Genomic DNA, 20320 nt, shown 5'->3' with positions numbered 1-20320 from the left:
CTGCTGCGTGAAAGCGCACTGAGGTTTACGCAGTCTTAAAGGCGCATCTTCGGATGCGCCTTTGCGTTACAAAGGCCGCACTTAAAAAGGGAAGTCCGCCCGGAGCGGGATAGATAAAGGTTTTTAGAGAATTTCGGAGTTGTGTTATGGCTGGCCATTCCAAGTGGGCGAACATCAAGCACCGCAAAGAGCGTCAGGATGCCAAGAAAGGCAAGATCTTCACCAAGTGGATCCGCGAGCTGACCGTCGCCGCCCGCCAGGGTGGCGGTGACCCGGGCTCCAACCCGCGTCTGCGCCTGGCACTGGACAAGGCGCTCGGCGCCAACATGAGCCGTGACATCATCGACCGCGCCGTGGCCCGTGGCGCCGGCGCCGCCGACACCGATGACATGGTCGAGCTGACCTACGAAGGCTATGGGCCAGGCGGCGTGGCGGTGATGGTCGAATGCATGACCGATAACCGCAACCGTACTGCAGCTGCGGTGCGTCATGCGTTCAGCAAGTGCGGCGGCAACCTGGGTACCGACGGTTCGGTGGCCTACCTGTTCGAGCGCAAGGGGCAGATTACCTTTGCAGCGGGCACGGATGAAGACGCGCTGATGGAAGCCGCGATGGAGGCAGATGCCGACGACGTGGTCACAAACGAAGATGGCTCCATCGACGTGTTCACCTCGTTCGCCAGCTTCTACGCGGTGCGCAATGCCTTGGAGGCCGCTGGTTTCAAAGGCACTGACGCGGAAATCGTGATGTTGCCGACCACCAGTGCCGAACTGGACCTGGACGGTGCGCAGAAGGTGTTGAAGCTGCTGGATATGCTTGAAGACCTGGATGATGTGCAAAACGTGTATTCGAACGCCGACATCCCGGAATCCGTGGCCGAGCAGCTAAGCTGAAGGACTACATAGATCCAAATGTGGGAGGGGGCTTGCCCCCGATAGCGGTGGGTCAGCCAAAAATATTCTGACTGATCCACTGCCATCGGGGGTATACACAGCTTTGGCACGGCCCTGAACCTGTGGCGGCTCAGGAGCCGAAGCCTCTCTAACTGATGCCCCGCGACCAAAATGTGGGAGGGGGCTTGCCCCCGATGGCGGCCTGACAGCCGACCAGGATGTTGGGTCAGAGCGAGTACATATCCGTTGCTGCGGTGACGGCGGCTGGCGGTTCCGCTCTTACAGCGGGTCACTTTTGGAAGGACCGGAATGCCGGCCCAGCCAAAAGTAACCAAAAGGTCCTCGCCCCACCACTCGGCACCTCGCTTAGGCTCGGTGTGCCCGAACGCAGGTTTGAATTCGTGGGCCGCCGCCATGCGCCATCCATGGCGCAGGGCGGCTAACCCGGCGTCCTGCCGGGTTACCCACGGATTCAAACCTGCGTTCGGCCAGCGTGGTTAACGGGGCGACTGAGATCAAGATCAAAAGCAAGAGCAAGAGCGGCTCGCTTCGCATCGTGGTTACCGTTGGCTGCTACAAAGTTGTGTAGATATCCATGGCCATCGGGGGCAAGCCCCCTTCCACATTTGAACTTCGGCGTATCACAAAATGTGTTTATCCAACCTGCAGGCGTTATGACTTTAATCCTAGGTATCGACCCCGGTTCGCGCATCACCGGTTTTGGCGTGGTGCAACACACTCCGCGTGGCTGCGTTTATGTGGCCTCGGGCTGTATTCGCACCGGCGCGGGGGAGTTGGCCGAGCGCCTGCAGATCGTCTATCGCGGCGTGCGTGAAGTCATCCAGACCTACGGCCCGGTGACCATGGGTATCGAAAAAGTCTTCATGGCCAAGAATGCCGACTCGGCGTTGAAGCTCGGTCAGGCCCGTGGTGCGGCCATTGTGGCGGGGGCCGAGGAGGGCATGGAGATTGCCGAATACACCGCGACCCAGGTCAAGCAGGCCGTCGTCGGCACGGGTGGGGCGAATAAGGAACAGGTGCAAATGATGGTCATGCACATGCTCAAGCTCACCTCTAAACCCCAGATCGACGCCTCCGACGCCCTGGCCATTGCCATTTGCCACGCCCACACCCGCTCCAGCCTGCTGCCTCATGGCCTGGGCGCGGCACGCAGTCGTGGCGGACGCCTGCGTCTCTGATAGCATCAGCGCAATCGTTATTTCCGGTCAGGCCTGTTCTGACCCCAAGCTTTAAGGATCTGAACCGTGATTGGACGCTTGCGCGGCACCCTGGCTGAGAAACAGCCGCCGCACCTGATTCTGGATGTGAATGGATTGGGGTATGAGCTTGAAGTGCCCATGACCACCTTGTACCGCTTGCCGTCGGTCGGCGAGCCGATAACTTTGCACACGCATTTAGTCGTGCGAGAGGACGCGCAACTGCTCTATGGTTTCATTGGCAAGCGCGACCGTGACTTCTTTCGCGAGCTGATTCGCCTCAACGGCGTAGGGCCCAAGCTGGCCCTGGCGTTGATGTCGAGCCTGGAAGTGGATGAGCTGGTGCGTGCCGTTTCGGCCCAGGACACCTCGGCGCTGACCAAGGTGCCCGGTGTCGGCAAGAAAACCGCCGAGCGCCTGCTGGTGGAACTCAAGGACCGCTTCAAGGCCTGGGAAGTGGTGCCGAGCATGTTCGCCCTGGTGCCCAATCAACCGGATATGCCGGCGACTCAGGTTGCCAGTGCCGAAAGCGATGCTGTCAGTGCGTTGATCTCCCTGGGCTACAAGCCGCAGGAGGCCAGCAAAGCGGTGTCGGCCATCAAGGACAAGAACCTGAGCAGCGAAGACATGATCCGCCGAGCCCTGAAGGGAATGATTTAAGTGATTGAAGCTGATCGTCTGATCGCGGCCACCGGCCCGCGCGACCGTGAAGAAGTCCAGGACCGCGCCATCCGCCCCTTGAGCCTGGCCGACTACATCGGCCAGCCCACCGTGCGCGAGCAGATGGAACTGTTCATCCAGGCCGCGCGCGGGCGCAGCGAGTCGCTGGATCACACACTGATCTTCGGCCCGCCGGGCCTGGGTAAAACCACCCTGGCCAATATCATCGCCCAGGAAATGGGCGTGTCGATCAAGTCCACGTCCGGCCCGGTGCTGGAGCGCCCCGGCGACCTGGCCGCGCTGCTGACCAATCTCGAGCCTCACGACGTGCTGTTTATCGACGAGATCCACCGGCTGTCGCCCATCGTCGAGGAAGTGCTGTACCCGGCGATGGAGGACTTCCAGCTCGACATCATGATCGGCGAAGGCCCGGCGGCCCGTTCGATCAAACTCGACCTGCCACCGTTCACCCTGGTCGGCGCGACCACCCGTGCCGGCATGCTGACCAACCCGCTGCGAGACCGTTTCGGTATCGTTCAACGTCTTGAGTTCTATAGCACCGCCGACCTTGCGACTATCGTCAGCCGTTCGGCGAGTATCCTCGGCTTGCCGCTGGACCCTGAAGGCGCATTCGAAATCGCCCGACGCGCGCGCGGTACGCCACGGATCGCCAACCGTTTGCTGCGCCGCGTACGCGATTTTGCCGAGGTGCGGGCCAAGGGGCATATCACCAAGGCGGTCGCGGACCTGGCGTTGAACCTGCTGGATGTGGATGAACATGGCTTCGATCACCAGGATCGGCGCTTGCTGCTGACCATGATCGAGAAATTCGACGGTGGCCCGGTGGGCGTGGACAGCCTGGCCGCCGCCATCAGTGAAGAGCGGCATACCATTGAGGATGTGCTGGAACCCTACCTGATCCAGCAGGGCTACATCATGCGCACGCCACGGGGCAGGGTGGTGACGCGCCACGCCTATCTGCACTTTGGGCTAAACATTCCGTCACGATTGGGAGAGATGCCCGTGGTAGACGAATTTCTCGATGCAGTGGACGATTAAAAAATTGCAGGAGCGAGCTTGCTCGCGAAAAACCTCGGCGATGACGCAGTGTGTCTGGTTGTACGCGGCGCGCTCAGGGGCTTTGCAAGCAAGCTTGCTCCTGCAGGGTATTTGTCATGTGGGGTGATTTATCTGAAGTTTGTGCTGTCCCAGTGTCTGGCGTCGTCATTCAGGCTATGGAAATGTGTTCAGGTATTGAAAAAACAGTTGTCCAGCCGGATTGGCAACCTGAGGAGTAAGCACTAGAGTATGCGCGCGCAAAACGGGGATCAGTCGTTCGCACATCGCTGTCGCGTTTATTACGAGGACACTGATGCCGGCGGCATCGTTTATTACGTCAATTACCTGAAATTCATGGAGCGGGCTCGAACCGAGCGGCTACGGGAGCTGGGCTTTGCCCAATCCTTGCTGGCAGGGGAGGACCTGTTATTCGTCGTGCATTCCAGCGAGGCGCGTTACCACGCACCGGCGCGACTGGACGATGAACTGCTGGTCAGCGCTGAAGTCATCGAATTGAACCGTGCCAGCCTGCGCTTCAAACAGCAGGTCAGGCGGGCTACGGATGCAACGCTGCTCTGTGAGGGGCAGTTCCTGGTGGCGTGTGTACGCACCAACAGTTTGAAACCTCGGGCCATTCCCGAAACTCTACGTGCGGCCTTTGCCGCCGTGAGCGGCGCGGGTAAACAATCAAAGCAGGAGATTTAGCGTGGAACCTACCGTCGTCGACCATTCCTCCATGTGGAGCCTGGTCAGCAATGCCAGTGTCGTGGTGCAACTGGTCATGCTGACCCTGGTAGCCGCATCGGTTACCTCTTGGGTCATGATTTTTCAACGCAGCAACTTGCTGCGTGCCGGTCGACGTGCCCTGGAGAGCTTTGAAGAGCGCTTCTGGTCGGGTATCGACCTGTCCAAGCTGTATCGCCAGGCCGGCAGCAATCCGGACCCGGATTCGGGCGTCGAGCAAATCTTCCGCGCCGGCTTCAAGGAGTTCTCGCGCCTGCGCCAGCAACCGGGCGTTGACCCGGAAGCGGTGATGGAAGGTGTGGCCCGGGCCATGCGCGTCGCCATCTCCCGCGAAGAAGAGAAACTGGAGCAGAGCCTGCCGTTCCTGGCGACAGTGGGTTCCGTCAGCCCGTACATCGGCCTGTTCGGTACCGTATGGGGCATCATGAACTCCTTCCGTGGCCTGGCCCAGGCCCAGCAAGCGACCCTGGCCACCGTGGCCCCAGGCATCGCCGAAGCCCTGATCGCCACCGCGATCGGCCTGTTCGCCGCTATCCCCGCAGTAATCGCCTACAACCGTTTTGCCGCCACCAGCGAAACGTTGATCAGCCGTTACTACACCTTCGCCGATGAATTCCAGGCGATCCTGCACCGTAAAGTGCACACCAGCGAAGAATAAGCAGGTAATTCCCAATGGCTTTAATCGCTCGAGCTCGCAAAAAGCGCAAGCCGGTCGCCGAGATGAACGTAGTGCCCTACATCGACGTGATGCTGGTGCTGCTGGTGATCTTCATGGTGACCGCGCCGATGCTCAACCAGGGCGTGAAGGTTGATCTGCCCAAGGTTTCCAGTGAAGCCCTGCCGCAAGACAACAACACTCAGGTCCTGACCATTTCGATCAAGGCTGACAAGACCTACTACTGGAACCTTGGCAGCGAAGTCGACACGCAGAAGCAGCAGGACAAGGCCCTGACCTTGCCGGCAATGACTGACGCCGTGACCAAGATCATTCGCTCCGGCAACGAAGGCGGCAAGCACACCCAGGTGTTCATTCGCGGTGACAAGTCGGTCGACTATGGCTCCGTCATGGGCGCCATGGGCGGGCTGCAGAAGGCCGGCGTCGGTAACGTTGGCTTGATTACCGAGGCGCCCTGATGCAGCAACAGCGAGAGCCGTCCGCCTCGGAAAGCTACTTCTGGCCTGGCGTGTGGGCAATTGCCCTGCACATCCTGGTGTTCGGCATGCTGTTCGTCAGCTTTGCGATGACCCCGGACCTGCCGCCAGCCAAGCCGATCGTGCAGGCGACCCTGTATCAGCTGAAATCGAAAAGTCAGGCCACCACCCAGACCAATCAGAAGATTGCGGGTGAGGCCCAGAAGTCGGCTGCGCGCCAGACCGAAGTCGAGCAGATGGAACAGAAGAAGGTCGAGCAGGAAGCGGTGAAGGCTGCTGCGGAACAAAAGAAAGAAGAGGCGGCTCAAAAGGCCGAGGAATCGAAAAAGGCTGACGAAGCCAAGAAAGCTGACGAGGCGAAAAAGGCTGATGAAGCCAAGAAGTCCGAGAAAGCTGCCGAAGCCAAAAAGGCCGAAGAGAAACAATTGGCTGATATAGCCAAGAAGAAATCCGAAGAAGAAGCCAAGAAAGCTGCCGAGGAAGAGGCCAAGAAAAAGGCCGCTGAAGAAGCCAAGAAAAAGATCGTCGAAGACGCGAAGAAGAAAGCCGCCGAAGACGCCAAGAAAAAAGCTGAAGCAGACGAGGCGAAAAAGAAAGTCGCCGACGAAGCGAAGAAGAAAGCTGCCGCCGACGCCTCCAAGAAAAAGGCCCAGGAAGCAGCCCGTAAATCCGCCGAAGAGAAAAAGGCCCAGGCCCTGGCAGATTTGCTTTCCGACACGCCGCAGCGTCAGCAAGCCTTGGCCGATGAGCGTGGCGATGAAGTCGCGGGCAGTTTCGACGACCTGATCCGGGCCCGGGCAGCGGAAGGCTGGACACGTCCACCTTCGGCACGTAAAGGCATGACAGTAGTGCTGCAGATCGGCATGTTGCCGGACGGCACGGTGACTTCGGTCAGCGTGGCCAAGTCCAGTGGTGACGGTTCGTTCGACAGTTCGGCGGTTGCCGCAGTCAAGAATATTGGCCGGTTGACCGAGATGCAGGGAATGAAACCAAGCGACTTCGCTCCCTATCGTTCATTCAAGATGACATTCACACCTGAGGATCTAGCCTTGTGAGAAACCTTCTTCGAGGAATGCTTGTCGTTATTTGCTGCATGGCAGGGATAGCGGCGGCGGATGAAAAGAACATCCTGGTTACCAGCGGCAGCGACCGGGCCACCCCGATCGCGGTAGTGCCGTTCGGCTGGCAGGGCGGCAGCGTGCTGCCGGACGACATGGCCCAGATCGTCAGCGACGACCTGCGCAACTCCGGCTACTACGCACCGATTCCGAAAGGCAACATGATCAGCCAGCCGACCCAGGCCAGCGAAGTCATCTTCCGCGACTGGAAGGCCGTGGGCGCGCAGTACCTGATGGTCGGTAGCATCACACCGGCCGGCGGTCGCCTGCAGATCCAGTACACGTTGTTCAACGTGGCCACCGAACAGCAGGTCCTGACCGGCAACGTTTCGGGCACCGCCGAGCAACTGCGTGACATGGCCCACTACATTTCGGACCAGTCGTTTGAAAAGCTCACCGGTATCAAGGGTGCGTTCTCCACACGCATGCTGTACGTCACCGCTGAGCGTTTCTCCGTAGACAACACGCGTTACACCCTGCAGCGCTCCGACTATGACGGTGCACGCGCCGTGACCCTGCTGCAATCGCGCGAGCCAATCCTGTCGCCGCGTTTTGCGCCGGACGGCAAGCGTATTGCCTATGTGTCGTTCGAACAGAAGCGTCCGCGTATCTTCGTCCAGCACATCGACACTGGCCGTCGTGAGCAAATCACCAACTTCGAAGGCCTCAACGGTGCGCCAGCCTGGTCGCCGGATGGTTCGCGCCTGGCATTCGTGCTGTCCAAGGACGGTAACCCGGACATCTACGTGATGAGCATGGCTTCGCGCCAGCTCACTCGCGTGACCAGCGGCCCTGGCATCAATACCGAACCGTTCTGGGGTAAGGATGGCTCGACCATCTACTTCACCTCCGACCGTGGCGGCAAGCCTCAAATCTATAAAGCCAGCGTGGGTGGTGGTGGCGCGGAACGCGTGACCTTTATTGGTAACTACAACGCCAACCCCAAGCTTTCGGCCGATGAAAAGACGTTGGTAATGATTCACCGTCAGGATGGTTTCACTAATTTCCGGGTTGCGGCCCAGGATTTGCAGCGCGGAACCGTAAAAATCCTTACAGATACCAACCTTGATGAGTCAGCCACTGTTGCGCCCAACGGCACCATGGTAATCTACGCCACCCGCCAGCAGGGCCGGGGAGTCTTGATGCTCGTGTCCATTAATGGACGCGTAAGGCTCCCGCTTCCTACCGCACAAGGCGAAGTCAGAGAACCATCCTGGTCCCCTTACCTGAACTGACGCGGCGCTACAAAAAGAAGTACTTAACACACTGGGGTTCATTAGGAGTTTCACGATGGAAATGCTGAAGTTTGGTAAGTTTGCTGCTCTGGCTCTGGCTCTGTCCGTAGCCGTTGGTTGCTCCTCTAAAGGCGGCGACAATGCCGGTGAAGGCGCAGCTGTTGATCCAAACGCTGGTTACGGCGCTAACACTGGTGCAGTCGACGGCTCCCTGAGCGAAGAAGCTGCTCTGCGCGCGATCACCACTTTCTACTTCGAATACGACAGTTCGGACCTGAAGCCAGAAGCCATGCGCGCTCTGGACGTTCACGCCAAGGACCTGAAAGCTAACGGCGCTCGCGTTGTTCTGGAAGGTAACACTGACGCCCGTGGTACTCGTGAGTACAACATGGCACTGGGCGAGCGTCGTGCGAAAGCCGTTCAACGCTACCTGGTACTGCAAGGTGTTGCTCCAGGCCAACTGGAACTGGTTTCCTACGGTAAAGAGCGTCCAGTTGCAACTGGCAACGACGAACAGTCGTGGGCTCAGAACCGTCGCGTCGAACTGCGTAAGTAATTCGTCATGCGAACGTGCCGTCGTGCTCTAACTGTATTGGCTTTCAGCCTCGCACCGCTTGCGGTGTGGGCTGCGGTTCCTGTAACGGATAGCAACTCTGGCTATAACAATAGCGGCAGCAGTTATCCGCCAGCGGGTTATGGCACGAACGGCGCCTATGCTGGGGGGGCGGCTACGGCCGCGCCTTCGGCACAGGGCGAACTGTTCAACCAGCTGCAACGCATGCAGGATCAATTGGCCCAGCAACAAGGCGCCATTGAAGTTCTGCAGAATCAAGTGAACCAGCTTAAGCAAGAAGGCCTGGAGCGTTACCAGGATCTTGATCGACGTATTGGAGCCGGTGTTGCACCTGCCGCTACTCCTGATAATTCTTCTACCGGTGGCACGCCCAGTGCTGCCGCCGGTGGCGCAGCAGCGGGGGCCGCGGCAGCCAGCCAGGCCCCGGCCGCCAGCAGTGAACCGGGTGATCCGGCGAAGGAAAAACTGTATTACGATGCAGCCTTCGACCTGATCAAGGCCAAGGACTTCGATAAGGCCAGCCAGGCGTTTACCGCATTCCTGCGCAAGTACCCCAACAGCCAATACGCGGGCAATGCCCAGTACTGGCTGGGTGAGGTCAACCTGGCAAAGGGTGATTTGCAGGGGGCAGGCCAGGCGTTTGCCAAGGTCAGCCAGCTGTACCCCAAGCACGCCAAGGTGCCGGACTCGCTGTACAAACTCGCTGACGTGGAGCGCCGCCTTGGCCATGCCGACAAGGTCAAAGGCATTCTGCAGCAGGTCGTCGCCCAGTATCCGGGTACTTCCGCTGCGCAGTTGGCTCAACGGGATCTGCAGCGCTTGTAAGCAATGCAGTCCGTTTAGAAGAAACCCGCGCCTGGCGCGGGTTTTTTCGTTAGAATCCACGCCCTTTTATGACACACGCTTCCTGGGGTTGACGCGTTGGCGCGATCCCTTGAAGTGCCTGACGGAGGCGGACAGCCTGTTTAGCTGTTACGCCCGTGGCGACTATGCAAGACACATTACGTATTACCGAAGTTTTTTACTCATTACAGGGTGAAACGCGCACTGCAGGGCTGCCTACCGTATTCGTACGGCTCACCGGTTGCCCCTTGCGTTGCCAATATTGCGACAGCGCTTATGCCTTCAGCGGCGGCACCGTGCGCACCCTGGACGACATCATGGAGCAGGTTGCCGGCTACCGACCGCGCTACGTCTGTGTAACAGGCGGCGAGCCATTGGCGCAACCCAATGCCATCCCCTTGCTCAAGCAGCTGTGTGACGCCGGATACGAGGTTTCGCTGGAAACCAGCGGCGCCTTGGACATCTCTGCGGTAGACCCGCGTGTGAGCCGAGTGGTCGACCTCAAGACCCCCGATTCCAAAGAAGCTCACCGCAACCGCTACGAGAACATCGACTTGCTGACGGCCAACGATCAGGTCAAGTTCGTCATCTGTTCTCGAGGCGATTATGACTGGGCGACGTCCAAGCTGATCCAGTATGGCCTTGAGCGTCGTGCAGGCGAGGTGCTGTTCTCCCCAAGCCATCACGACCTGAACGCCCGTGAGCTGGCGGATTGGGTGGTCGCGGACAACCTGCCGGTGCGCCTGCAATTGCAGTTGCACAAATACCTGTGGAACGACGAACCGGGGCGTTGATACGCCTGATCGGGCGCAGATGCGAGACGTTCAGCCGGCCGAATTATGGCCCCTGCGTATAATTTTGAATTATTTTCAAATAAGGTGTTGAATAATCCTTAGAAATCAGTATTATACGCGCCACCACACAGCGGGTCGTTAGCTCAGTTGGTAGAGCAGTTGGCTTTTAACCAATTGGTCGTAGGTTCGAATCCCACACGACCCACCATTTTTGGCGGTTTAGAAAATCCGGAAGGCCCACGCAAGTGAGGATTTCCGGGTTTTTTTTTGCCTGAAATTTGCTGAACAGACGCTCTATGCGCTGGGAACATCAGTCGCGCCTCTTTAGCGAGCGGCTCGACCGCCATCACCTATCCCCCTTAAGTAGCCTTTTTGCCATTTTCCGCGCCCCGTCGCGCTCAATTTCGATCATCGTCTAAATCCTGCTCCTAAAGGGTTTATTGCTCTACAAATTCGTATATTGATAGAAATCACCACTATTTTTTCAATTTATGATTTTTTATGTAATTTCTTTCATGTTGTCGCGCCAAATACGCAATTCATGTCAAGCTCTCTATGTTTAGTATTGGATCCAATGTCGAATGCGTACAGCAAGGCTGTCTGCGCTACCGACGATCAGTTCTAAAAAGGAGAAGCGACATGATGCTCAAGGACCCTTCCAGCAAATACCGCCATTTCACTACCGTGGACCTGCCGGACCGCCAATGGCCAAGTGTCGTGCAGGCTGCAGCGCCAACCTGGTGCAGTGTCGACATGCGTGACGGCAACCAGGCATTGATCGAACCCATGAATGCCGAGCGCAAGCGCCGTTTCTTCGAGCTGCTGGTCAAGGTGGGGTTCAAGGAGATCGAGGTAGGCTTTCCTGCCGCTTCCCAGACCGATTTCGATTACGTGCGTGAATTGATCGACAGTGGCGCGATTCCCGACGATGTGACTATCCAAGTGATGACGCAGGCGCGCAGCCATTTGATCGCGCGCACGTTTGAAGCCTTGAAAGGCGCCCCGCGCGCGATCGTGCATGTGTACAACGCCACCGCGCCGGTGTTCCGGGAGGTGGTGTTCGGCGTGGACCGGGCCGGTTGCATCGACATTGCCACCCAGGCAACGCGTGAGATCAAGCGCCACATGGACAACAATCCAGATACGCAGTGGACGTTCCAGTATTCCCCTGAAACCTTCTGCTTCACCGAACTGGACTTTGCGTTGGAGGTCTGCGAAGCGGTGACCGATGCTTTCGGCCCGACCCCGTCGAACAAAATGATCCTGAATCTGCCCACCACTGTGGAGGTCTCCACGGCCAATGTCTTCGCCGATCAGATCGAGTGGTTCTGCCGCCATTTCAGCCGGCGTGACAGCGTAGTCATCAGTGTCCACCCGCATAATGATCGCGGTACCGGGGTCGCTACCGCCGAACAGGCTTGCCTGGCCGGAGCCGAGCGGGTCGAGGGCACGTTGTTCGGCAACGGTGAGCGAACCGGCAATGTGGATATCCTGACGCTGGCAATGAACCTCTACACCAGCGGTATCGACCCGCAACTGGATTTCTCGGACATCATCCACGTGCAGCGTGAAGTCGAGTTCTGCAACCAACTGCCCACGCACCCGCGCCATCCCTACGCCGGGGAGCTGGTGTTCACGGCGTTTTCGGGCTCGCACCAGGATGCGATCAAAAAAGGCTTCGCGGCCCGCCAGGCCAATCCCGATGGGCTGTGGGAAGTGCCCTACCTGCCGATCGACCCCGCCGACATGGGACGCAGCTATGAAGCGGTGATTCGCGTCAACAGCCAGTCGGGCAAAGGTGGCGTGGCGTATCTGCTGGAACAACATGGCATCGTGATGCCGCGGCGCCTGCAGATGGAATTCAGCAGCCTGGTGCAGCAGGAAGCCGATGCCTCCGGTCAGGAAGTCAGTGGCGAGATGATCCTGGCCTGCTTTACCCGGCACTACCTTGACCAAGGCAAGCCTTACACCTTGTTGCAGCCCAAACTGGTCAGCGAGGGCAACGTGACTTATCTGGAAGGCACGCTGATCGGCGGCGCGAGCCCCCTTGAACTGAGCGGTGAAGGTAACGGCCCGCTGGCGGCGCTGGTCGACGCATTCGCGCAACGTGGCATCCACTTCGACATCGCCGATTACCACGAACATGCCACCCGTGACGGTGCCCAGGCTGAAGCACTGGCTTATGTGGAGATCCGCGTGAACAACCAGTTGCTGTTCGGTGCCGCCCGCGATGGCAGCATCTTGCTGGCGTCCCTCAAGGCGGTGACGAGTGCCGTCAATCGCGCATCGCGTCTGGGCCTGCTCAGCGTGGCGAGTGCTGCGGTGCCTTCCTGAGATGAATGCCCATACCGCATTGGCGGCGCTTACCGGTAACTATGGTCACGGCGATATCGTTGCCTCGCATCGACACGACGAAGGCCAGTTGGTCTACGCCATCAACGGCGTCATGCTGGTATCGGTCGTCGGCACCACTTGGGTGGTGCCGTCCGGGCATGCGCTGTGGGTCCCCTCCGGGCAGGAGCACCAGATCCGCATGACGGGCGAGGTGCGCATGCGCACGTTGCTGATCAGCCCCGGCGCCCACCGCGCCTTGACGGAGGAGTGCCATGTCATCCGTGTGTCGCCACTGCTGCGTGAGTTGATCATCGCCGCCGCCGAAACACCTGACAGCGAGCCGGCGGTGGTGCGTCACAGGCAGATTGTCGACCTGATCTTCTCTGAACTCGACAGGGCACAGAAAGTATTGGCGCATGTGCCGATTCCAGACGAGCCGCGGCTCAAGTCGCTGTGTGCCGACTTTATCGACAACCCGTCCCAGGAATCGAAACTGGAGAGCTGGGCAGTGCAACTCAATATGAGTTCGCGCACCCTGGCTCGGCTGTTCCAGAAAGAGTTGGGCATGAGTTATGGCGAGTGGCGCAAGCGCACGCGACTGCTGCTGAGCATGCAGCGCCTGGCCTGCGGCGTGTCCATTCTGGAAGTGGCGCTTGAGCATGGCTACCAAAGCCCCAGCGCTTTCACGGCAATGTTCAAACGCACCATGGGCTACACACCCAGCAACTGCCGTTTGGTCTGATCGACCCCGCGCTACCCCCACCTACTGGACATGGCCCGCCTCTGCGCAGGGCCATGCGTGCGTGCGCCTGGACGGCGGGCGCTCTGGATCCGGCTGCGCAGCCAAGTTGTCCCAATCGAAACGATGGTTGTCTGGAACTCGGGAGATGCGCAGCACGGTGCTCTCTTAACCTGCGTCTCTACTCAGCACTCTGGATTTCTGCGATGGGTTCGCCTTCATTTTCCACGCGGCACTGCCGCCTTTCGCTCCTGGGCGTGGCTGTCGTCTGGTTGGCAGGATGTTCTTCCTGGGTCACCCATGTACCGGCGCAACCGCACCCGCCGCGCATCGATGCCTTGAGCCGCCTGCCGCAGGGTGTGTCGGCCCAGGCCCTGCCCGACCGTTGGTGGCAGTTGTACAACGATCCCAAGCTCGACGCGCTGGTGCAGCAAGCGCTGGAACACAACCGCGACCTGGCGGCGGCACAGGCCCATGTGCAGTCGATGCTGGCCGGGATCATGCAGGCCGACGCCGAGCGTTGGCCGTCCACCCAGGCGTCACTGGGCGCCGTCTACGGCAAGACTGCCGACGATCAGACCCTGGCCAAGGCCACCGACAGCCACGCACCGTCGCAGTGGGCCTTCAACCCTGGTTTCGAATTGGCTTACCAAGTGGATGTGTGGGGCCAGGTCCAGCGCAGCATCGAGCGGGCGCAGGTGCAAGCGGCGGCGGCTCAGGACGCCGAAGACTTGCTGCGCATCACCGTCGCCGCGCAAACCACCCGCGCCTACGTGAATGCCTGCGCCCTGGGCGCGCGCGCCAAAGTGCAGCGCCATTCACTGGAAGTGGTCGGGCGCAGCCTGGCGCTGACCGATCGCCAGCGTCAGGCCGGCGTGGTGACAGACCTTGAATACAGCCGCATGCAGGCCCTGCAGGGCGAAACCCTGGCCCTGTTGCCGATGCTGGAGGCGCGCCGCGAGTCGGCGTTGTATGAACTGGCGATGCTGACCGGCGTGGCTGACCTGGAGCAGGGTTCAGGCGCGGCGACGTGCGAAGTGGTACCGCAACTCAGTGCCGCGCTGCCGGTGGGCGATGGCTGGCAATTACTGGCGCGCCGCCCTGATATCCGTCAGGCCGAGCGAGCATTGCGAGCCGCCACCTTGCAAGTGGATATCGTCCAGGCCGACCTGTATCCGAAGGTGACTTTTGGCGCCTCCGTGTCTTCCTCGGCCAGCAAACCCCATGAACTGGGGGACAGCAGCGCGGTGATGTTTGGCATCGGTCCGCTGATTACCTGGCAGTTCCCCAACTGGCGTGCCAACCGTGCGCGGGTCAACCAGGCGCGCGCGCTCGAGCAGGTGGAAGTCGCGCAATTCGAAAACAGCGTGCTCAGGGCGCTCAAGGACGTACGCCAGGCCCTGGCGCTGTACGACGGCGAGCGCCAGCGCCACGCCGCCTTGAGTCAGGCACTGGATAGCAGTCGGCATGCCTACAAGCTGGCGCAGTTCAACTACAACGCCGGCTCCATCGACTTTCTCGATGTGCTCGACAGCGAGCGTGAGCTGATCCGCCTGCAAGCCACACGCGCCGATGCCGATGGCCAGTTGCTGCAGCGCCAGATCAGCCTGTTTCGCGCCCTGGGGGGCGGTTGGCAATCCGCTTCCGCCCAGGCTCCGGCCGCTGCACTCACCCACGCTTCCGCCCATTTTTCCGGTACCCAGCCATGAATATCGCTGTTGATGAAAAAACCGCTGTGCAGGATGAGCAGGAGCATGTGCTCGAGCAGCTCATGCACGCCCGCAAGCAACGCCGCAAACGCAACCTGATCCTGCTCGGTGGGGCTGCGTTGTTGATCGCAGCGGTGGCGTTCGGCGTGTATTGGATGACCGTGGGGCGTTACCTGGAACAGACTGACGACGCCTACGTGCGTGCCGACTGGATTCCCATCAGCCCAAGGGTGTCCGGGTACGTAGCCCAGGTGTTGGTGGAGGATGACCAGCCCGTCAAGGCCGGGGATGTGCTGGTGCGCATCGAGGACCGTGACTACCAGGCGCGCTTGGCCCAAGCCCGTGCGGAGTTGGCGCAAGCACAAGCCTCGATTGCCGCCGAGCAGGCCAACCTGCACGTTACCGACAGCCTGATCGCACAGCAAAAGGCCGGCGTCGCCCAGGCCGAGGCGCATACCCGCAGCGTGGGGGCGGAGTTGCGCCGCGCCAGTCTGGATCAACATCGCTATGAAGGCCTGGTCCGCGAGCATGCCGCCAGCGCCCAGCGCCTGGAAAGCGCCGCGGCCAGTTATACCCAGGCCAGCGCCGCGGTGGACATTGCCCGGGCGATGCAGCGCCAGCAGGAAACCCGGCTGAATGTCGCCACTACCCGCCGCCAATTGGCCGATGCCTCGCTGCAGCAGCAGATAGCCCGGCGCGACCAGGCCGAGGCCCAGTTGAAACTGGCGACCCATGCGCTCGAAGACACCCTGATCCGCTCGCCGATCGACGGGGTAGTGGGGCAGCGCAAGGTGCGCACCCGCCAATATGTCGCGCCGGGCCTGCCGCTGCTGGCCGTGGTGCCCTTGCAGCAGGCCTACGTGGTGGCCAACTACAAGGAAACCCAATTGCGTGACATGCGCGCCGGGCAAACGGTGGATATCAGCGTCGACAGCTATTCAGGGCGCAAGCTCCAGGGCCATGTGGTGAGTTTTTCGCCCGGTTCGGGTGCGGTATTTGCGCTGCTGCCGTCGGACAACGCCACCGGCAACTTCACCAAGATCGTGCAGCGCTTTCCGGTGAAGATTGTGATCGATCAGCATGATGACGGCGGCCCCATCCTGCCGGGCATGTCGGTGATCACGACGGTGGATACCCGTCCTACTGCCCAGGGCGCCGCGCATGACTGAGATTGGCGAGAAAACCGTCTCCTTTCGCGCCTGGGTGGCCGTGATCGGCGGGCTGTTCGGCTGTTTCATGGCCGGCATGAACGTGCACGTGACCAGCGCCGCGCTGCCGGAAATCGAAGGCTCGCTGGGGGCGACCTTTGAAGAAGGCTCGTGGATTTCCACGGCGTATCTGGTTGCGGAAATCGTCATGATCCCGCTGACCGCCTGGCTGGTGCAGGTGTTCTCCCTGCGCCGGGTGATGCTGGTGGGCTCGTTTGTATTTCTAGTGGCTTCCATTGCCTGCTCCTGGGCACCCAACCTGGAAGTGATGATCATCATTCGGGTGATCCAGGGCGCCGCCGGCGCGGTGCTGATCCCGTTGTCGTTCCAACTGATCATCACGGAACTGCCGCCCAGCAAGATCGCCATGGGCATGGCCCTGTTCGCCCTGTCCAACAGCGTGGCCCAGGCCGCCGGGCCGTCCATCGGCGGCTGGCTGACCGACGCGTATTCCTGGCGCTGGATTTTCTACCTGCAACTGGCCCCCGGCATTCTCCTGCTGCTGGCGGTGGCGTGGTCCATCGATGCCAAACCCATGCAGTTGAGCTTGCTCAAGCGCGGCGACTGGGGCGGCATCCTGGCCATGATTGTCGGCCTCGGCGGGTTGCAGATCGTGCTTGAAGAAGGCGGGCGCAAGGACTGGTTCGGCTCCGATTTCATCGTATGGATGTCGCTCACCGCCGGCGTCGCCCTGGTGTATTTCGTGCTGTCACAGCTCTACGGCAGCCGCTCATTCATCAACCTGCGCCTGCTCAAGAGCTACAACTTCGGCGTGGCGAGCGCAGCGATGTTCATTTTTGGCGGGGCCACGTTCGGCCTGGTCTTTCTGGTGCCCAATTACCTGTCCCAACTGCAGGGCTACAACGCCCGGGAAATCGGGATCAGCCTGATTGCCTACGGCATGGTGCAACTGGTACTGGCGCCGTTCATGCCGCGCCTGATGAAGTGGCTCAACCCGAAACTGATGGTTGCCAGCGGCTTTTTCATCATGGCCCTGGGCTGCTATCTCGGCGCGCATCTGGACATGGACAGCGCCGCCAACGTGATCATCCCGTCCACAGTGGTACGGGGCATCGGGCAACCGTTGATCATGGTGGCGCTTTCGGTGCTGGCCGTGTCCGGGTTGGCCAAGGATGAAGCCGGTTCTGCCTCCGCTCTATTTTCCATGCTGCGCAACCTGGGCGGCGCCGTGGGCACTGCCGGGCTGACGCAGATCGTCGCCATGCGCGAGCGCTTTCATTCAGAGCGCGTCGGCGAGTCGATCACCCTGTTTTCCCCGTCATTCCAGGAGCGCCTGCGCGCCGGCATGGCAGACAGCGAAGCCTTCGTCTTCAACCAACTGCTGCCCGCCCAGCAGCAAGTCCTCGAGGGCTTGATGCGTACCGTGCGCCGCGAGGCCTACCTGATGGCCTACAGCGATGCGTTCTACGTGTCCTGTATCGCCTTGATCCTGTGTGGTGTGGCGGCATTGGCATTACGTCAGCAAGCGAAGAATTGAATGCACATGGCCGGCAAATGATGCGCGGCGCTTCTCAGCAAACAAGAGGGAACTTGAATGGAAAAAAGGCGACAGGCCTGTTGACGGTTTAGTGGATTGCTAACTTAGCAATGACATGCAGTTTGCTAATGCTCGCGTAAAGCGAGTAGGTAAACTATCGCCCGACAAAGTTGATATTTAAAACTTTGATCGGGCTTCTGTTGTTGTATGTTTTGTAGTTTGGAAATATTTAGTATTATTTTTCCAGAAAACACTTGCCGATCGTTATGAACTTCCTCTAAGTTTCGTCTTGCTTCGGCGGGTGACCGCTCGGTCTGCCGAAGATTCACCGTGTAACTTAATTAACATATATACCGTGCTGGCCGGTAATGGCGAGATAAGCCTGCTCATGCCTGAAAAAAGGCAGGTCGGTATATGTCGCGTGGCCTGAACGCAACTAAGCCTGATAAGGAAAGCACCATGGAAGATAAAAAGTCGCTATTGAACGCAAAGAAAACGGAACTGGGCAATCATCGGATTTTTGCTGAAATCAATTCATTGCCTGTCCTGCGCGCCTTTATGGAAACCCATGTCTTTGCCGTGTGGGATTTCATGTCCCTGGCCAAGCGCCTGCAACAGGACCTGACGTGTACTCGCCTGCCTTGGCTCCCACCACTGGACCCGGCGGCAGCTCACCTGATCAACGAAATCATCCTCGGCGAAGAGTCCGACCAGAACCTGCAGGGCGGTCACTACAGTCACTTCGAACTCTACCTGCATGCCATGCGTGAAGTTGGCGCCAGCACCGACAAGATCGAATTCTTCGTCAAGCTGATGCGTGAAGGCGTCGATCTGCAGACAGCGTTGGACCGTTGTGGAGCAGGCCTGGCGGCTTCCGCGTTCGTGACCGATACCATCGAAACCGCAATCAATGCGTCGACGCACAGTGTCGCCGCTGCGTTCCTGCATGGTCGCGAGAGCGTGATTCCCGAGATGTTCCAGCGCATTCTCGATGACTGGGACATCACTGCCGACGATGCCCCGACGTTCCGCTACTACCTGCAACGCCATATTGAAGTCGACTCCGAAGATCACGGCCCGGCGGCGGAAAGCCTGCTCGCGCGCCTGGTCAACGGTGATGCGCAACGCCAGGAAGAAGTGTATGAGTCGGCCATCGCTGCCGTGCAAAGTCGTCTGGCCTTGTGGGACAACTTGCGTGTCGCCATGCGTGAAAATGTCAGTGAGTGCGTGGCATGAACGTAGCAGTTATCGAAGCTGACCAGGCCCAGTGGGTCGAGGTGACGTCTGAGCGCGGTATTACCCTGACGGTATTCAAGGACACCTTGGACCCTATCAATAAAACCGGTATTCGCACGCGATTGGTGCGCTTTCATCCGGGCGGTGGCACCCGTGAGATTTACACGCACGATTATCACGAAGAAGTGTATTTGATTGAAGGCGACCAGACAGAGTCAGCCAGTAAAGATCGCCCCGAGAAAACCTATCGCGATGGCGGTTACTTCTTCAGGGCGGCGCACACCGAACACGGGCCGTTTCATTCCGAAGACGGCTGTTTGTTGTTTGAAGTGCACTACTACTGATCATCATGAACAAAGGGAACGCTTCATGAGAGCTGAAGAATATCAATCATTTTCCGAGGCGTGGGAGGAGCGGGCGACGATTCGCACGCGACCGAGGCGCCGTTTGGAAGATGATGAAAAGTTAATATTCCCGATCAGTCGCCAACCGCTGGTAATGGGGGCAACGTTTATTCGCGAGTGTGCTCACTTGCAGCACTTCGTGCTCGTTCAAAGCTTGTACAAGTTCATTAACGATGTAGTGATCTTCGAAACGGAAATTGTCGACAGAACGGCCAGAAGCATTGCGAAAGATAACTTCGCCATCCGCTTTCCGTTTGCGTGTCGGTATGACGCGATGACGGTGGTAGTCGATGAGGACTACCACGCATTGGTGGCGATGGACTACATGCAACAGACCATCGAACTGACCGGGATCGAGCCCATCACCTTGCCTGCGGAAATCGAACTCAGCCGGTCGATTCCCAAGGCCCTGGCAATGGCGCCCGAGCACCTCAAGGCAGCGGTTGAGCTGATCTGCGTTGCGGTTGCCGAAAATACCCTGACCAATGATGTCGCGGCATTTGCCCGGGACGATTCGGTCAAGGCATCGGTCAAGGGGCTGATGGCAGACCATCTGGCGGACGAGGGGCGGCACTCCGGCTTCTGGGCCAAGTTGACGCGCATTTACTGGAGCACGGCGAGCGAGGAGGACAAGCGCGCGCTGGCCGCGATCATGCCGGTGTTCCTCGCCGAGTACCTGACCAACGACATCCAGCAGGGGTTCGATTTCGCCTTGATCGAGCAGTTGCCGGTGAGCCCTACGGTCAAGGCGGCGTTGCGTGAGGAGGTCGAAGGCATGAGTTTTCCGATCACCCCGACGCATCCGCTGGTGGGCAACATCGTCCGATTCTTCAAACACAGCGCCATGCTCGACGCTCCCTGCATGCAGGAAGCGCTCGCCGATTATCTGCGCTAGGAGAACTG

20 protein-coding genes and 1 tRNA gene are annotated in these 20320 nt (G+C 59.6%); all 21 read left to right on the top strand.

Going from position 1 to position 20320, the window contains the following annotated elements:
* Window positions 1–146: 146 nt before the first annotated feature.
* The 21 genes from C4J93_RS20925 (at window position 147) to C4J93_RS20815 (ending at window position 20312) form a co-directional block, all read left to right on the top strand.
* The gene (locus C4J93_RS20925; RefSeq protein WP_124364185.1) at window positions 147–893 is read left to right on the top strand and encodes a YebC/PmpR family DNA-binding transcriptional regulator; all 747 of its coding nucleotides are present in this window, start codon (window positions 147–149) and stop codon (window positions 891–893) included.
* Between the two features lie 674 nt (window positions 894–1567).
* A complete protein-coding gene (gene ruvC / locus C4J93_RS20915) occupies window positions 1568–2092 on the top strand; it encodes a crossover junction endodeoxyribonuclease RuvC (RefSeq protein WP_057723842.1) in 525 nt (174 codons plus the stop codon).
* 66 nt (window positions 2093–2158) lie between these two features.
* On the top strand, window positions 2159–2770 hold the full coding sequence (ruvA, locus tag C4J93_RS20910; protein ID WP_124364184.1) for a Holliday junction branch migration protein RuvA: 612 nt from the start codon (window positions 2159–2161) through the stop codon (window positions 2768–2770).
* Window positions 2771–3829 (top strand): Holliday junction branch migration DNA helicase RuvB, encoded by a 1059-nt coding sequence (gene ruvB, locus C4J93_RS20905; RefSeq protein WP_003175801.1) that lies wholly within the window; start codon window positions 2771–2773, stop codon window positions 3827–3829.
* Between the two features lie 249 nt (window positions 3830–4078).
* On the top strand, window positions 4079–4534 hold the full coding sequence (gene ybgC, locus C4J93_RS20895) for a tol-pal system-associated acyl-CoA thioesterase (RefSeq protein ID WP_124364183.1): 456 nt from the start codon (window positions 4079–4081) through the stop codon (window positions 4532–4534).
* A 1-nt stretch (window position 4535) separates the two neighbouring features.
* The gene (gene tolQ / locus C4J93_RS20890) at window positions 4536–5231 is read left to right on the top strand and encodes a protein TolQ (RefSeq protein WP_053135845.1); all 696 of its coding nucleotides are present in this window, start codon (window positions 4536–4538) and stop codon (window positions 5229–5231) included.
* A 23-nt stretch (window positions 5232–5254) separates the two neighbouring features.
* Entirely contained in the window at window positions 5255–5707 is a 453-nt protein-coding gene (gene tolR, locus C4J93_RS20885) for a protein TolR (protein WP_161793227.1), read from the top strand.
* Window positions 5707–6780 (top strand): cell envelope integrity protein TolA, encoded by a 1074-nt coding sequence (tolA, locus tag C4J93_RS20880; RefSeq protein WP_124364182.1) that lies wholly within the window; start codon window positions 5707–5709, stop codon window positions 6778–6780. The genes tolR and tolA overlap by 1 nt, the downstream gene beginning before the upstream one ends.
* A gap of 17 nt (window positions 6781–6797) precedes the next feature.
* Complete coding sequence (gene tolB / locus C4J93_RS20875) at window positions 6798–8078, top strand: Tol-Pal system beta propeller repeat protein TolB (RefSeq protein ID WP_177413539.1); 1281 nt, start codon at window positions 6798–6800, stop codon at window positions 8076–8078.
* Between the two features lie 55 nt (window positions 8079–8133).
* Window positions 8134–8634, top strand: coding sequence for a peptidoglycan-associated lipoprotein Pal (pal, locus tag C4J93_RS20870; RefSeq protein WP_003193861.1), 501 nt, complete (start codon window positions 8134–8136; stop codon window positions 8632–8634).
* 6 nt (window positions 8635–8640) lie between these two features.
* Window positions 8641–9477: a tol-pal system protein YbgF gene (ybgF, locus tag C4J93_RS20865; RefSeq protein WP_124410655.1), complete on the top strand. Its 837-nt coding sequence runs from the start codon at window positions 8641–8643 to the stop codon at window positions 9475–9477.
* A 164-nt stretch (window positions 9478–9641) separates the two neighbouring features.
* Window positions 9642–10289, top strand: coding sequence for a 7-carboxy-7-deazaguanine synthase QueE (gene queE / locus C4J93_RS20860; RefSeq protein ID WP_124430366.1), 648 nt, complete (start codon window positions 9642–9644; stop codon window positions 10287–10289).
* Window positions 10290–10421: 132 nt separating this feature from the next.
* Window positions 10422–10497 (top strand) — tRNA-Lys (locus C4J93_RS20855).
* A gap of 431 nt (window positions 10498–10928) precedes the next feature.
* Window positions 10929–12623: a 2-isopropylmalate synthase gene (gene leuA / locus C4J93_RS20850; protein WP_124430365.1), complete on the top strand. Its 1695-nt coding sequence runs from the start codon at window positions 10929–10931 to the stop codon at window positions 12621–12623.
* 1 nt (window position 12624) lies between these two features.
* The gene (locus C4J93_RS20845; protein ID WP_124364177.1) at window positions 12625–13365 is read left to right on the top strand and encodes a helix-turn-helix domain-containing protein; all 741 of its coding nucleotides are present in this window, start codon (window positions 12625–12627) and stop codon (window positions 13363–13365) included.
* Between the two features lie 203 nt (window positions 13366–13568).
* Window positions 13569–15071: a TolC family protein gene (locus tag C4J93_RS20840; protein WP_124430364.1), complete on the top strand. Its 1503-nt coding sequence runs from the start codon at window positions 13569–13571 to the stop codon at window positions 15069–15071.
* Window positions 15068–16240: an HlyD family secretion protein gene (locus C4J93_RS20835; protein ID WP_124405135.1), complete on the top strand. Its 1173-nt coding sequence runs from the start codon at window positions 15068–15070 to the stop codon at window positions 16238–16240. The genes C4J93_RS20840 and C4J93_RS20835 overlap by 4 nt, the downstream gene beginning before the upstream one ends.
* Window positions 16233–17777, top strand: a complete 1545-nt coding sequence (locus C4J93_RS20830; RefSeq protein ID WP_124371694.1) for a DHA2 family efflux MFS transporter permease subunit — start codon at window positions 16233–16235, stop codon at window positions 17775–17777. The genes C4J93_RS20835 and C4J93_RS20830 overlap by 8 nt, the downstream gene beginning before the upstream one ends.
* Window positions 17778–18236: 459 nt before the next feature.
* Entirely contained in the window at window positions 18237–19013 is a 777-nt protein-coding gene (locus C4J93_RS20825; protein WP_124415469.1) for a DUF3050 domain-containing protein, read from the top strand.
* Window positions 19010–19357 (top strand): DUF4437 domain-containing protein, encoded by a 348-nt coding sequence (locus C4J93_RS20820; protein WP_124405133.1) that lies wholly within the window; start codon window positions 19010–19012, stop codon window positions 19355–19357. The genes C4J93_RS20825 and C4J93_RS20820 overlap by 4 nt, the downstream gene beginning before the upstream one ends.
* 25 nt (window positions 19358–19382) lie before the next feature.
* The gene (locus C4J93_RS20815) at window positions 19383–20312 is read left to right on the top strand and encodes a diiron oxygenase (protein WP_124364171.1); all 930 of its coding nucleotides are present in this window, start codon (window positions 19383–19385) and stop codon (window positions 20310–20312) included.
* Window positions 20313–20320 lie beyond the last annotated feature (8 nt).

Origin of the sequence: Pseudomonas sp. R2-37-08W (genome assembly GCF_003851705.1) — a bacterium.
In the GTDB taxonomy this organism is placed as follows: domain Bacteria; phylum Pseudomonadota; class Gammaproteobacteria; order Pseudomonadales; family Pseudomonadaceae; genus Aquipseudomonas.
The sequence above is the reverse complement of the archived record's forward strand: the minus strand, read 5'-3'. Positions and strand labels throughout refer to the sequence as shown.

Excerpts from the sequence above, each read along its gene's own strand:
- C4J93_RS20925 (WP_124364185.1), top strand. The coding sequence starts at position 147 with ATGGCTGGCCATTCCAAGTGGGCGAACATCAAGCACCGCAAAGAGCGT.
- ruvC (WP_057723842.1), top strand. The coding sequence starts at position 1,568 with ATGACTTTAATCCTAGGTATCGACCCCGGTTCGCGCATCACCGGTTTT.
- ybgC (WP_124364183.1), top strand. The coding sequence starts at position 4,079 with ATGCGCGCGCAAAACGGGGATCAGTCGTTCGCACATCGCTGTCGCGTT.
- tolA (WP_124364182.1), top strand. The coding sequence starts at position 5,707 with ATGCAGCAACAGCGAGAGCCGTCCGCCTCGGAAAGCTACTTCTGGCCT.
- tolB (WP_177413539.1), top strand. The coding sequence starts at position 6,798 with ATGCTTGTCGTTATTTGCTGCATGGCAGGGATAGCGGCGGCGGATGAA.
- pal (WP_003193861.1), top strand. The coding sequence starts at position 8,134 with ATGGAAATGCTGAAGTTTGGTAAGTTTGCTGCTCTGGCTCTGGCTCTG.
- ybgF (WP_124410655.1), top strand. The coding sequence starts at position 8,641 with ATGCGAACGTGCCGTCGTGCTCTAACTGTATTGGCTTTCAGCCTCGCA.
- queE (WP_124430366.1), top strand. The coding sequence starts at position 9,642 with ATGCAAGACACATTACGTATTACCGAAGTTTTTTACTCATTACAGGGT.
- leuA (WP_124430365.1), top strand. The coding sequence starts at position 10,929 with ATGATGCTCAAGGACCCTTCCAGCAAATACCGCCATTTCACTACCGTG.
- C4J93_RS20845 (WP_124364177.1), top strand. The coding sequence starts at position 12,625 with ATGAATGCCCATACCGCATTGGCGGCGCTTACCGGTAACTATGGTCAC.
- C4J93_RS20840 (WP_124430364.1), top strand. The coding sequence starts at position 13,569 with ATGGGTTCGCCTTCATTTTCCACGCGGCACTGCCGCCTTTCGCTCCTG.
- C4J93_RS20835 (WP_124405135.1), top strand. The coding sequence starts at position 15,068 with ATGAATATCGCTGTTGATGAAAAAACCGCTGTGCAGGATGAGCAGGAG.
- C4J93_RS20830 (WP_124371694.1), top strand. The coding sequence starts at position 16,233 with ATGACTGAGATTGGCGAGAAAACCGTCTCCTTTCGCGCCTGGGTGGCC.
- C4J93_RS20825 (WP_124415469.1), top strand. The coding sequence starts at position 18,237 with ATGGAAGATAAAAAGTCGCTATTGAACGCAAAGAAAACGGAACTGGGC.
- C4J93_RS20820 (WP_124405133.1), top strand. The coding sequence starts at position 19,010 with ATGAACGTAGCAGTTATCGAAGCTGACCAGGCCCAGTGGGTCGAGGTG.
- C4J93_RS20815 (WP_124364171.1), top strand. The coding sequence starts at position 19,383 with ATGAGAGCTGAAGAATATCAATCATTTTCCGAGGCGTGGGAGGAGCGG.